This is a genomic window from Cohnella sp. SGD-V74 (assembly GCF_003001675.1).
In the GTDB taxonomy this organism is placed as follows: Bacteria; Bacillota; Bacilli; order Paenibacillales; family Paenibacillaceae; genus Cohnella.
The window spans coordinates 1-13,089 of record NZ_PVYW01000039.1; the positions used below are offsets into that span (position 1 = coordinate 1).

Annotated in this window: 13 protein-coding genes; 2 read left to right on the forward strand and 11 right to left on the reverse strand. The window is 57.7% G+C overall.

The genetic code is table 11. The features are described from left to right. Positions 1–529 precede the first annotated feature (529 nt). From efp to B0G52_RS34655, 4 genes are all read right to left on the reverse strand, one after another. Entirely contained in the window at positions 530–1,087 is a 558-nt protein-coding gene (gene efp / locus B0G52_RS34640) for an elongation factor P (protein ID WP_094051012.1), read from the reverse strand. 34 nt (positions 1,088–1,121) lie between these two features. Further along, on the reverse strand, positions 1,122–2,195 hold the full coding sequence (locus B0G52_RS34645; RefSeq protein WP_094051013.1) for a M24 family metallopeptidase: 1,074 nt from the start codon (positions 2,193–2,195) through the stop codon (positions 1,122–1,124). Then, positions 2,188–2,640 (reverse strand): type II 3-dehydroquinate dehydratase, encoded by a 453-nt coding sequence (gene aroQ / locus B0G52_RS34650; RefSeq protein ID WP_094051014.1) that lies wholly within the window; start codon positions 2,638–2,640, stop codon positions 2,188–2,190. Before aroQ ends, B0G52_RS34645 begins: the two co-directional genes overlap by 8 nt. A gap of 279 nt (positions 2,641–2,919) precedes the next feature. Next, entirely contained in the window at positions 2,920–3,462 is a 543-nt protein-coding gene (locus B0G52_RS34655; protein ID WP_094051015.1) for a YqhR family membrane protein, read from the reverse strand. 190 nt (positions 3,463–3,652) lie between these two features. On the opposite strand from B0G52_RS34655, the gene B0G52_RS34660 reads away from it, so the two are divergent. Together B0G52_RS34660 and B0G52_RS34665 are read left to right on the forward strand one after the other, a co-directional pair. After that, a complete protein-coding gene (locus B0G52_RS34660) occupies positions 3,653–4,624 on the forward strand; it encodes a DUF1385 domain-containing protein (protein WP_094051016.1) in 972 nt (323 codons plus the stop codon). A gap of 51 nt (positions 4,625–4,675) precedes the next feature. After that, positions 4,676–4,990 carry a hypothetical protein gene (locus B0G52_RS34665; protein WP_233163363.1) on the forward strand — a complete coding sequence of 105 codons (315 nt, stop codon included), beginning with the start codon at positions 4,676–4,678 and terminating at the stop codon, positions 4,988–4,990. A gap of 93 nt (positions 4,991–5,083) precedes the next feature. On the opposite strand, the gene B0G52_RS34670 is transcribed toward B0G52_RS34665, so the two are convergent. The 7 genes from B0G52_RS34670 to metG all read right to left on the reverse strand — a co-directional run bounded on the left by B0G52_RS34670 (position 5,084) and on the right by metG (position 12,640). Further along, complete coding sequence (locus B0G52_RS34670; protein ID WP_094051017.1) at positions 5,084–6,025, reverse strand: patatin-like phospholipase family protein; 942 nt, start codon at positions 6,023–6,025, stop codon at positions 5,084–5,086. A gap of 176 nt (positions 6,026–6,201) precedes the next feature. After that, positions 6,202–6,624, reverse strand: coding sequence for a transcriptional regulator MntR (mntR, locus tag B0G52_RS34675; RefSeq protein ID WP_094051018.1), 423 nt, complete (start codon positions 6,622–6,624; stop codon positions 6,202–6,204). Between the two features lie 173 nt (positions 6,625–6,797). Continuing rightward, on the reverse strand, positions 6,798–7,514 hold the full coding sequence (locus B0G52_RS34680; protein WP_094051019.1) for a cytochrome c biogenesis CcdA family protein: 717 nt from the start codon (positions 7,512–7,514) through the stop codon (positions 6,798–6,800). Between the two features lie 18 nt (positions 7,515–7,532). Further along, a complete protein-coding gene (locus B0G52_RS34685) occupies positions 7,533–8,336 on the reverse strand; it encodes a metal ABC transporter permease (protein ID WP_094051020.1) in 804 nt (267 codons plus the stop codon). Positions 8,337–8,342: 6 nt separating this feature from the next. Continuing rightward, positions 8,343–9,122 (reverse strand): metal ABC transporter ATP-binding protein, encoded by a 780-nt coding sequence (locus B0G52_RS34690; protein WP_094051040.1) that lies wholly within the window; start codon positions 9,120–9,122, stop codon positions 8,343–8,345. A gap of 100 nt (positions 9,123–9,222) precedes the next feature. Then, positions 9,223–10,344, reverse strand: coding sequence for a metal ABC transporter solute-binding protein, Zn/Mn family (locus tag B0G52_RS34695; RefSeq protein WP_094051021.1), 1,122 nt, complete (start codon positions 10,342–10,344; stop codon positions 9,223–9,225). A 274-nt stretch (positions 10,345–10,618) separates the two neighbouring features. After that, positions 10,619–12,640 carry a methionine--tRNA ligase gene (gene metG / locus B0G52_RS34700; protein WP_094051022.1) on the reverse strand — a complete coding sequence of 674 codons (2,022 nt, stop codon included), beginning with the start codon at positions 12,638–12,640 and terminating at the stop codon, positions 10,619–10,621. Positions 12,641–13,089: the final 449 nt, after the last annotated feature.

Below are 13,089 nucleotides of genomic sequence, written 5' to 3' on the forward strand. Positions count from 1 at the left end.
TGTCGTATCGATTCATTTTCGTTCGCTCCCTCGTTAGCTTTCATTTTATTTCATACGAGGGTGTTTTTCGACTGCATTTTTATCGTAGCACTCCAGAATGAACCTGGATAACTTATCACTAAACGCTAATAATCAGGATTGCTGAGCTGTCGGGATACCGACAAATGGAGGATAGGTCGTGGCCGATCTCGCAGAAGGCGTACGACCAACCTGAATGGATGGGATACCGGCAAAAAGGCACTACGTACCTATTCGGAATATGGTGCAGACAACCTGACTGGACGGGATACCGGCAAAAGGACGGAAAAGGCACTACGTACCTATTCGGAATATGGTGCAGACAACCTGACTGGACGGGATACCGGCAAATGAAGGGAAACGGCACTACGTACCTATTCGAGAATGTGATACAGACAACCTGACTGGACGGGATAGCGGCAAAAGAGGCGTGATTTTACGTTTTCTGGCAAGCACAAAAATCCCCGACCCGCCGGCAGGCGGAATCGGGGATTCGGAAAAGTCGAGAAGCTTAAGCGCGCGATACGTATCTGCCTTCGCGCGTATCGATCGTCAGCACGTCGCCTTCGTTGATGAACAGCGGAACTTGAACGTTAAAGCCGGTTTCCAGCTTCGCGTTCTTCGTCGCGCCCGTAGCGGTGTTGCCTTTGATTCCCGGCTCGGTTTCCACGACTTTGAGATCGACGCTGTTCGGAATCGTAATGCCGATCATCTCGCCTTGGTAGCTGGAGATGTTGACGGTCATGTTTTCCGTCAGGAAGTTGATTTCCCATTCCAGCTGCGCCTTGGTCAGCTCGAACTGGTCGAACGTCTCGTTGTCCATGAACGTGTACTCGGCGCCAGAGTTGTACAGATACTGCACCGCACGGTTTTCGACGTGAGCGCGAACGACGTTCTCGCCTGCGCGGAACGTCTTCTCCACCACGTTGCCGTTGCGCAGGTTTTTGAGCTTCGAGCGTACGAATGCGGCGCCTTTGCCCGGTTTAACATGCTGGAAGTCCAGAACGGTGCACAGAGCGCCGTCCACTTCGATAGTCAAGCCTGTTTTAAAATCGTTGACAGAAATCACTTCGATACTCCTCCTGTAGAGACATTGCTCTTGATTAGTCCAACTCGATCAGCCGCTTGGGCGAGCTTGTCAGAATGCGGATACCGCCTTCTGTCATCACGACGTCGTCCTCGATCCGAACCCCGCCGAAGCCGGGGAGATAGATGCCCGGCTCGACCGTCACGACCATGCCGGGGGTCAGCACAACATCGCCGGTAAGCGACAGCCGCGGCGATTCGTGAATCTCCAAACCGATTCCGTGTCCCGTACCGTGACCGAAATATTCCCCATAACCATACCGTGTGATGATATCTCTCGTCAAGGCGTCGCCTTCTTTTCCGGTCATCCCCGGACGCAGATGATCGAGGGCGTATTGCTGCGCTTCCTGCACGATCGCGTAGATTTCCTTGTGTTTGTCGCTCGCTTGGCCGACGACAACCGTACGCGTAATATCCGAGCAGTAGCCTTTGTAATAGGCGCCGAAATCAAGCGTGACGAATTCGCCGGTGCCGATCGTCTTGTCGCTGGCGACTCCGTGCGGCAACGCTGAACGTTCGCCGGAAGCGACGATCGTGTCGAAGGAAGAGCTCGTCGCGCCCTGCGAACGCATGAAGAACTCGATCTCCAGAGCGATCGACCGTTCGGTCGCGCCGGGCTTCAGATACGCCAGAATGTGATCGAAGGTCCGATCGGCCAAGTCGGCCGCTTCCTGCAAAATCGCCAGCTCGTCCTCGTCCTTCGTCATCCGCAGCTTCTCCACAATGCCTTCGGACCGCAGCAACTCCGCAGGGCGGAACGCCTCTTCCATTTTCCGATAGGCCGCATAGGTGACGTCCTGCTCTTCGATCAGCAGCTTCTGCGCGCCCCACTCCTTCAGCAATCCCGCGATCGTCGCGTTCATGTCCGCGCCGTGCTTCACGATGTCGAAGCCCAGCGCCTGCTCCGCCGCCTGTTCGGTATAGCGGAAATCGGTCACGAATACGGCCTTGTCCGCCGAGATCAGCGCCGCTCCGGACGTTCCGGTGAAACCGGTCAGATAGCGCACGTTAAGACGATTCGTGACGAGAAGCGCATGGCCTTCCGTTCCGGCGATCGCTTCCCGCAGACGGGCAACCCTAACATTAGGCATTCGTTCTTCCTCCCTCTATGTGCCGGCACAGCGCCAGAAGCCCCAGCTCGTAGCTGTCCGCTCCGAATCCCGCGATCTGGCCGACCGCGACTGCCGCCGTCAGCGAAGTATGGCGGAAAGCTTCTCGCTTATGAATGTTGGAGAGATGAACCTCGACGACGGGTAGTCCGACGGACGAGAGCCCGTCCCTCAGGGCATAGCTCGTGTGGGTCAGCGCGCCCGGATTAATCAGAATGCCGTCGTGCTTGCCGTAGGCGGCATGGATTTCGTCCAGCAAAGCCCCTTCGTGATTCGATTGGAAAAAGCTCAGTTCGGCCCCCAAAGAAACGGAGAGCTTCCTTAGACGCGCCTCGATCTCCGCCAGCGTTACGGCGCCGTAGACGCCCGGCTCGCGAATGCCGAGCATGTTCAAGTTCGGGCCGTTCAGTACCAGTATGCTTGCCATTGTCCTGTTCCTCCCGCTCCATAGCCGTCGTCGGCCGGCCTGGCCGACCGGGCCAAGTACATCAGACATTGTAACATACCGGCGGCTTTCAGGAAAACGGTGGAATTAAGCTTTTTGCGCTCTCGCCGTTTGCTAGGGCGTGTATGCCAACCCGCTCAGAGGCATCTCCCCTGCTTCGTCACTTTTGCTTGACGTACCCCCGGTACGCCTTCACAAAAGTTCCTGGCATGGAACGAAAATTCCGCAATATCTGCTTCCCTCGGAGGTTGCATACACGCCCTAGGAAGGCTGCGGGGAGCCTTGCGCGGCTTTGCGGGACGGTTCCCGGCTCGCTTCGTCATGGAGCTCGAACGCGATGCTGTAGCCGATGAACAGCCCCCAGAGCAGGAACAGGCAGAAATCCGTGATGATGCTGTCCCAGCCGATCCGGTTAAGCGGCGGAAGCGCTCCGATGTAAGGTCCGGCCCAAGCGTACACGAGCGCCCACCAGGCGGCGCCGAAGCCGAGCCCCGGCCAAGGACCGGTCAGCTTGCCGAGCAGCGCAACGTAGACGAGCGCCGCCAACATCGACATCGCGATGAACGCGCCCAATCCTCCCAGCTGCCAATAGAAGCCTCCGAGCCAGGCCCGAGGGACGAACGGATCGAGCAGAAACGCTTGCGTCACGCTCGTAAAATTGAGTCCGGTCGCCAGCCAGCGGAGCAGCCCCCAGATGAGGCCGGCGAAAAAGCCGATTTTCAGACTGAACAAGATCGGTCGGGTCGGAGCCGGCTCGCTCTCTCCGGTCTTCCGACGATTTTCGTATTGAGATGCGGACGTCATGCGCTTTCATCCTTCCACGGCAAGGTTGGCAATTCGCGGATAGTATGGCCTCATCCGCTTCGGGCTACTCTTGACGCGGGCCGTCTCCCCCATTGCCAGTGGCTTTCTATCCCCCGATCCTGTAAAATAGAATTACTCGGGGCTCCGGTTCGCCCGCCCCCAGATTTATCCGTAAAGCAGGTGACCCGTCATGTCAAAACCATCTCCCTCGATCTATGGAGGACAGGCCGTCATAGAAGGCGTCATGTTCGCCGGCAAGCACGTTCACGTGACCGCGGTTCGCCGCAAAGATCAGCAAATCACCTTCCTGGAAGTGCCCAAGAAGCCGACTCCGGTTCTTAACAAGATCAAGAAGATCCCGTTCGTCCGCGGCATTGTAGGCATCGTCGAATCCGCGGCCAAAGGCTCCCAGCATTTGACCTACTCGGCCGAAGCGTACGCCGAAGACGAAGCGGGTCCGGAAGAAGCCGCCAAGCAGAAGGAGCAGGAAAAAGAGAAGGATCGCTGGAACCTGACGATGATTTTAGGAGTTGCCGTCGTGGGCATACTATCTTTCGTCGTAGGCAAGCTGATTTTCACTTTGGTGCCGGCTTTCGTCGAAGGGCTGATCTTTAGCCAAGCCTTCGAGAATAAAATAATGCACAACCTGCTTGAAGGCGTCATCAAAATCATTCTCTTGCTTGTATACTTGTGGTTCATCTCGCAGACGCCGATGATCAAGAGGCTGTTCCAGTATCACGGCGCGGAGCACAAAGTCATCAGCGCGTACGAAGCGGGATCTGAGCTTACAGTCGAGAAAGTGCAGAAATTCAGCCGGCTTCACTATCGATGCGGCAGCAGCTTTATTATTTTCACCGTAATCGTCGGCGTCATCATCTATTCTTTCTTCACCTGGGACTCGATGGCCGAACGCATTATGCAGCGCATTCTGCTGCTTCCGGTCGTGCTGGGCGTCTCCTACGAAGTGCTGAGATGGACGAACGCGCTTCGGGACATCCCGGTATTGAAATGGCTCGGAGCTCCCGGCCTCTGGCTGCAGCTTCTGACGACCAAAGAACCGAACGACGACCAAGTGGCGGTCTCCATCGCGTCTTTTAACCGGATGAGAGAGCTCGACAACGAGATCTCGACCCCGCGCGTCGCGCTTGCCAAGCAGGCTTAAAGTTTGTTCCCGGCATGCCAAGATCATTGATGTATCCGGAGGAGGATGCGCATGAGAAACCGAATCCAGCCCTGGTTTGCCGTCGTGCTGGCGTTTATGGCGATCGGCGTGATTACGAGAATGATGCAGGGCTCCATCGATTCGTGGGCAATTCCGCTCGGACTGGCAGCGATCGTGTTTCTGCTGTACAAATTTCCGCCGGACAGATGGAGAAAGCCGAAGCAGCGAAGCCGCCCTCCCGTCAAGAAGCCGCCGCGTCCGGATTTCCGCAGCGCTTCCTCCAAGACGGAACGAAGACGCGCTTCTCCTTTCACCGTCATCGAAGGGCGGAAGGACCGGGACGACGAACCGCCCCGGTATCACTGAAGCAAGGGGCAGTTCCCCGGCCAGCCATGGCCGTCGGAACTGCCCCTTCGCTTTGCCTTGCTTCCGCCGCCTGGCGATCTTCCCCCGCATTCCTCACCTCGGTTTGGAGATGTTCACCTTGAGCACCCCGGCTTTGCGGTCCCAGCTTTGAAAAAACTTCTCCCCCGCCTCCAGCCCCGAACGGTACAAAGCCTCGCTCTTCTCCGGAGTCAGATGAAACTGCGTCCCGCTGACGCCCAAAGTCGGAATTTTGATCGTGCGAATCTCCTTGTTTTTCTCGATATACCTTTCGTCGTGCGCGCTGAGCATCGTCTCGAACATCGCCTGGAACATCGATACCGGCCCGTTGATTCGATGGGGCTGCGCATCGGAACGCCCTACCATCTGAAAGCCGATCACGGACGTCGCCGGATCGGACGAACCGTCTTGCTGAAACAGCCATAACGGAAAGTTGCTCAGCAGGCCGCCGTCGACGACGTATGAAAACCTCGAACGCACCGCTTGCTTTTTGCGTTCCTTGAATGGTTGGCGCAGAACGACCGGATCGAAAAAATAAGGAATGCTCGTGCTCATCCGCACGGCCCTGGCGACGGAGAAGCGTTCCGGCGCGATTCCGTACTGAGAGATGTCTCCGGGAAGGACGAGCAGTCTTCCGTTCGTAATATCCGACGCGATAATTCGCAGCTTCCCGTCCGGCAAGTCGCCGAAAGTGCGAACCCCTTTGGATGCGAGCAGCTCCGCGACCCATTTCTCCAGCCGTTTGCCGGAATAGAGCCCTTTGCGCAGGAAGAGGCGCACCGCCGGAAAAGCGCTCTTCCTCAGCAGGGAGGCCGGCGGCGTCCGCTCAATCGCGGCCTTCATCTCGTCGGCCGTATACCCGGCCGCCAGCAATGCGGCGACGATGCTTCCCGACGAAGTGCCGGCGACCCGATTGAACACGATGCCGTGCTTTTCCGCCGCGCGGACCGCCCCCGTCAGCGATATTCCCCTTACTCCTCCGCCTTCGAACACCGCATTTACCCGAGTCGTCTCCACTTGCCCTCGCCTCCCCGCGGACTTCGCGCAAGTCGCAGCCGCACCTTCCGGCCCTTGCTTTCATCCATATGCGTTCGGCAATGGCCCTAATACACCAACGCGGATCTCCCCGAATCGAAAAAGCAGCCGTCCCCTGCGCGGGTTCGGCTGCTCTATTGCATGATCGTTATTATCGCTCACTCGCTGTCCATCTCGGACCGGATCTTCACCAGCTCTTCCGCGCGGGACGGATCGCGGTTGAAGTATTCGACGAGCGATTCGATGCACGTGATGGAATCCCAGCTCAGATGGTGCTCGATTCCTTCCACGTCTGCGTAAATTTTATCCTCCTGAACTCCGATGATCGTCAGGAAAGTTTCCAGGAGATGATGGCGGTCGACCAGCCTCTTGCCGATCTTCTTGCCCTTGTTCGTCAACACGAGACCCCTGTACTTCTCGTAGATCAAGTAATTATCCTTGTCCAGCTTCTGAATCATCTTCGTAACCGAGGAAGGATGCACTTCCAACCCTTCGGCAATGTCGGAGACGCGGGCGTAGCCCTTCTCGTCGATCAAGCGGTAAATCCTCTCCAAATAGTCTTCCATACTTGGGGTAGGCAACGCTAGTCCCCCTTTCCTTCCATATCATACACCGTTTGACGCAAACCGAGCAAGTCTGAACTCTCCGTCCGCCAAGAAAAGTATCAAGACGCCTTTTCCACAAGCGGAAGCGCTCCGCGAATGGATCACGGAGCGCATCTTCGAGCGTTTTCCACAAGCCCGCATCGAATACTTCACATAATATCGAACAGCCACTTCGGCGTAATGCTTTGCAGCCAGATCGTAATTTGCGTCATCTTGTCGGTGAACAGCAGCACGCCCATCAGGATCATCATCGCCCCGCCGACTTTCATGAGGGCGTTCGAGTATTTCAGAATCCATCTGGCAGTGCCGAGGAAGAACGCAAGAATGAAGAACGGCAAGGCGAATCCGAGCGAGTACGCCGTCGTCAATCCGACCCACGTGCCGGGATTGCTTGCGGACAGCAGCAGGATTGAGCCGAGAATCGGACCGACGCACGGCGACCATCCGGCGGAGAAGCCGATGCCGAACACGAACGAGCCGAGATAGCCGCCCGGCTTCCACTTCAAGTCCAGCTTGCGCTCCTTCATCAGCAGCTGCGGCTGAAAGATGCCCATCAGGAACAAGCCCATCAGCACGATGAAAATGGCCGATATTTTACGAATCGTATCCTGATAATCCCTGAAAACGTCGGTGAACGCGTTGGCGCCGTACGCCAGCGCGAAAAACACAAACGAGAAGCCGAGAATGAAAAAGAACGTGTGGCTCATCGTTTTCATGCGCATGCTGCGGCTCGTATCCGTCTTGATCTGATTGACGGAGACGCCGGTTATGTAGGATAAGTACGCCGGATACAGCGGCAGGCAGCAGGGCGAAATAAATGAGGCCAAGCCTGCGGCGAAAGCGATTCCGACGTTTAAGTCCGCCATTGCGTATACCTCCTGGACCTAGGTTCTGATTAACCGCGTCGAAGCGATGCACATCACCAGGATGGCGATGAGCAGCAGCACGACCGTTCCGCCCGGAGCGAGGTTGGCGACGCCGGCGATCCACAGTCCGGCCAGCACCGCCGCCTCGCCGATGACGACGACGAGAATGACGGCTTGCTTAAAGCTGCGCGACAGCGCCAGACTGCACGCGGCCGGAATCGTCAGCAGGGCGGACACGAGCAGCGCGCCGACGATCTTGATCGCCGCGCTGACGACGAGAGCGGTTAATATACTAAGCATAATATTAAAATACTTCATAGGCAAACCGCTCACCGCGGCCGCGTCTTCGTCGAACGTCAGCAGGAACAGCTCTTTCTTGTGAATGAGCACCATCGAGAGCACGACGACCGTAACGCCCAGTATAACGTAGATGTCCGTATAATCGAGCGTATAAATGCTTCCGAACCAAAATGAATTGGCGTTCTGGCTAAAACTCTTACCTATCGTAAACAGCAACGAAGCGAGCGCGATCCCCCCCGACATGATGATGGCCAGCGACAACTCCGCGTACGTGCGGTACGCCTTGCGCAGCCACTCAATCCCGAACGAAGCCGCTATCGCGAACAGCAAACCGACCGCAACCGGATATACGTTTATGAGTAAGCCGAGCGCGACACCCGCGATGCTCACATGGGCCAGCGTGTCCCCGATCATGGCCAGACGCCTGAGCACGAGAAACAGCCCCAACAGTGGAGCGGTTATCGCAATCAAGGCGCCTCCGATCAGAGCCCTCTGGAAAAATTCAGCCGATAAAAGTTCCAATCCCAGTTACCCTTCTTTCCGCAACGAGTGCAGCAAATCCGTGCCTTGGCAATCTTCCAGGTCGTGGGAGTGGCGAACGTAGAAGCTGAGCTTGCCGCTGCGCTCCTTCGGCTCCTCGCCCAAGTAGGAGCGGACCATGTCCATGTCGTGGGACACCATCAGGAACGTAATGTTGTGCCTTTGATGCATATGCTTGATCATGTGGAAAAAGTTTTGCTGCGTCTCGATGTCGATGCCGGTAAGCGGCTCGTCCAAGATGAGCAGCTTCGGGTTGTTGATCAGCGCCCGCGCCAGGAACACCCTCTGCTGCTGCCCCCCGGACAACGCTCCGATCCGCTTGTCGCCGAGATCCTCGATCTTCAGCGCCTTCAAGGCGTCGTCGCAGCGCCCGACATCCTCCTTGGATATGCGGCGAAACAGCTTCTTCCTGCCGTACAATCCCGACAGGACGACTTCCTTCACCGTGGCCGGGAACAGCGGGTTGAAGTGGCTCCTCTGGGGAACGTAGCCGATCAGATTCCAGTCCTTGAACTGGGCCGCGGGCGTTCCGAACAGCGAGACAGAGCCTTTCTGCGGGCGGGTCAAGCCGACGATCATCCTCAGCAGCGTCGTTTTGCCCGCTCCGTTGGAGCCGATCAGCCCGACGAAATCCCGTTCCATGATGCGAAAGCTCACGTCCTGCAAAATCGGCTGGTTATCGTAGGAGAACGACACTCCGCTTAGGCTCACGATCTCCTGATGGCAGCCCGCCTGCGCCGTTTTGGCCGCCGCCGTCGCCGCCCTCATTTCCGTCGCCCCCGCTGCCGACGTTGCATCCGTTGCCGTTGCGTTCATCCGTAGCCCTCCTTTCTTGCGTTCACATTGCTTCTAATCCTTATATGTTAGATTACTGAAGCGCCTTCTGCAAGTTTTCCAGATTGCGCTCCATCAGCGTGAAGTAATTCTCTCCCTTTTTTTCCTGCTCCGACGTAAGCCCCTCCAGCGGGTTCAGGACAAGCGTGTCTACTTTAGCTTCTCTTGCCAGCGTATCGGCCAACTGCTCGGACACGAGCTCCTCGAAGAAAATGTAAGGAATGCCGTTTTCCTTCACGAACTTGGCGATCTCCAGCAAGTCCTGCGCTCTCGGCTCGGCTTCCGGGGACAGCCCCATGATCGCGACCTGGTTCAACTTGTAATCCCGGGCCAAATATCCGAACGCCTGGTGAGAGACGACGATGTCGCGGCGCTCGTAGCCCGACAGCTCCTTGGTGAACTTATCGTCCAGTTCGCGAAGCTTGCTCTCCAGCTGGGAGTAGTTGCTCTCGTAAGCCGCACGGTTGGCCGGGTCCACCTGCACGAACGCGTCCAAGATGTTAGCGGCCATCACCAGCGCGGAGCGCGGACTGGTCCACGTGTGCGGATCGACGTCCAGATCGGAGTGGCTGTGGCCGGCTTCTTCGCCTTCATGGACCTCGCCGCTCGCTTCGCCCTCATGCTCGTCGTCGTGAGCTTCCTCGGCGCCTTCTTCTCCCTCGTGACCGTGTCCGTCCTCGGCCCCTTCTTCGCCCTCGTGACCGTGTTCGTCCTCGGACCCTTCTTCGCCTTCGTGCCCGTCCTCGTCCTCATGCTCGTGGTCGTGCTCCGGATTGCCCTGGATCAGCTCGATCCCTTTGCTCGCCTCGACGGTGAGCACTTGGCTGCCCGCTCCAAGTCCCTTCAGGAAGCCGTCGACCCAGCCTTCCAGACCCGCGCCGTTATAGAGGAACAGCTGGGCTTTGGACGCGGCGTCCAGATCGCGGCTCTTCGGCGTCCATTCGTGCGGCTCTACGCCCGCGGCGATCAGATTCACGACATGCGCGTGCTCGCCGCCGATCTCCTTGGCGAAGAAATACAGCGGGTAGAAGCTGGTGACCACGTTCACCTTGCCTTCCGCCTGCGAATAGGAATCGCTCTTGCCGCAGCCGGCCAGAAGCGCAACGGAAACGCTCAACGCTATGATTAAAGACAATTTGAAAGATGATGTTTTCATGATAGACCCCTTAATCGTAATCTTTTTTATTAACAGATCCGATTATAGGCCCGCCGACCGCCCGCTGTCAACTTCGTATTGTTGGGCAAGCTCACGCCTGGCCATGAGTAACACGCCGTGCGCTTATTGCTCGTCTCCCCGGGCGAAAGAAAAAGGCACCCCGTCCCTCGCCGCGCTTACAACGAGGCGATAAAGACCAGGATGCCTTGATTAGCCGTTCAGATGAAGCAAGCAGAACGGGGCCTACCGCGGTTTCTTCGCGAATTCCCGCGCCCTACTTCACGATCGCGCCGTTCGGCATGCCGTCCGGAACCGTCGCAAGCGTCAGTTGATCGCCCTGGGACGCAGCGAGAATCATGCCTTGGGACATCTCGCCTCTCAGCTTGACCGGCTTCAGGTTCGTTACGCAAATCACTTTGCGGCCGATCAGTTCCTCCGGCTTGTAAAACTTGGCGATGCCGGATACGACCTGCCGGCGCTCGAAGCCGAGGTCGAGCTGCAGCTTAAGCAGCTTGTCGGCCTTCGGAACCGGTTCGCAAGCGACGACCTGCGCGACCCGAAGCTCGACCTTCATGAAGTCGTCGATCGTAATTTCCGGAGCGAGCTCCGGAGCTTCCTCCGCGCCCGCATCCGCCGGCGCCGCGGTTTCCGCGCTTGCAGCAGCTGAAGCTGCCCCTGCGCCGCCCATCGAGCCGGAAATCCATGCGACTTCTTCGGCCAAATCCAGGCGAGGGAAGATCGGGTCGCCTTTGCTGATTTTCGTGCCGGCCAGCTTCGCCCCGAACTCGCGCAGGCTCTCCCATGCCGTCAGTTCGCCTTCCGTCAGCCCCAATTGCGTCCACATGCTCCGAGGCGCATGCGTCAGGAACGGCTGGATCAGAATCGACACGATCCGCAGACTTTCCGCCAGATGACCCATGACGGAAGCCAGCGCCGCGCGATCCGCTTCCTCCTTGGCCAGCGTCCAAGGCTTCGTCTCGTCGATATATTTGTTCGTCCGGCCGACCAGCGTCCAGATCGCGGATAACGCCACAGAGAACTCCATGTTCTCCATCGCCGCCTCCACCTTCTCCACGGTCGCCAGCGCCATCCGTTCCAGATCGCCGTCGAACTCCGTCACGCCAAGGCCGAATTGCGGCACCTCGCCGCCGAAGTACTTGTCGATCATCGCCACCGTACGGTTGAGCAGGTTGCCCAGATCGTTGGCCAGATCGTAGTTGATGCGTTCCACGAAGTTTTCGGGCGTGAACGCGCCGTCCGCTCCGAACGGCACTTCACGCAGCAGGTAATAACGAACCGCATCCAGGCCGAAGTGATCGATCAGCTTGACCGGGTCGACGACGTTGCCCTTCGACTTGGACATTTTGCCGTCCTTCATAAGCAGCCAGCCGTGCGCGAATACTTTCTGCGGCAGCGGCACGCCCAGCGCCATCAGCATGATCGGCCAATAGATCGTATGGAAACGAACGATCTCCTTGCCGACGAGATGGACGTTGGCCGGCCAATATTGGCGATAAGCTTCGTCCGCGTCCGTCCCGTATCCGAGCGCCGTAATGTAATTGGACAGCGCGTCGATCCACACGTAGATGACGTGCTTCGGATCTCCCGGAACCGGGATGCCCCAGTTGAACGTCGTCCGCGACACCGCCAAGTCTTCCAGCCCCGGCTTGATGAAATTGTTGATCATCTCCGTCTTGCGCGATTCCGGCTGGATGAAGTCGGGGTGATCCTCGTAATATTGCAGCAGGCGATCGGCGTATTTGCTCATCCGGAAGAAGTAGCTCTCTTCCTTGACCAGTTCCACCGGGTGACCGCTGTCCGGACTTTTGCCGCCGACGACCTCTCCCGCGTCATTGCGCTCCACGTCGACCAATTGCGACTCCGTGTAGTACGTTTCGTCCGGGATGCTGTACCAGCCTTCGTACTCGCCCTTATAGATGTCCCCTTGCTCCAGCAGCTTCGCGAAAATATCCTGGACGACCTTCGTATGGCGGGGTTCCGTCGTGCGAATGAAGTCGTCGTTGGAAATTTCCAGCTTCCTCCACAGCTCCTTGATGCCGACGACGATGTCGTCGACGAACTGCTGCGGCGTCTTGCCCGCTTCCTGCGCCTTTCGTTCGATCTTCTGCCCGTGTTCGTCCGTTCCCGTCAAGTAACGCACGTTGTATCCGCGCAGCCTTTTGTAGCGCGCCATCGCGTCTCCCGCCACCGTTGTGTACGCATGGCCGATATGCAGCTTGTCGCTCGGGTAATAGATCGGCGTCGTAATGTAGAACGATTTTTCCTTTTCCGTCATTGCGTTCATCTCCTTCGCGGTTTAAAAAACATAAAGCTCCCGTCCGTATGGGACGAGAGCTGCGCTCACGCGGTACCACCCAAATTCCTCCCGCAGGACCGCAGTCCCGCGAAAGCTCATTAAGCCGATCTTTAACGCCGATCCCCGCGTCGCTCCCTCACCGGTGCGGCTTGCCGCCGCGCCATGCTCGAAAGCGATTCCTCCAGGACCATCTTCCAAGGCCGCCCTATGCCGGTTCTCAGCTCCCCCGGCTCTCTGCGATAGTGCGACGCCTTGTACTTATCCCTTCACTGGAAACAATATAAGAGGTGGTTCAAAAAGTCCGCTTTTGATCACGAAGCCTCTCGGGAAGCAGACTCGACATCGAATCTTGAATTCAGCCGTCTCTTCCGGTGCTCACGTAGCTTCCACTACGCTCCGCTCCTCATACCCGGTCTTCATCCAACATT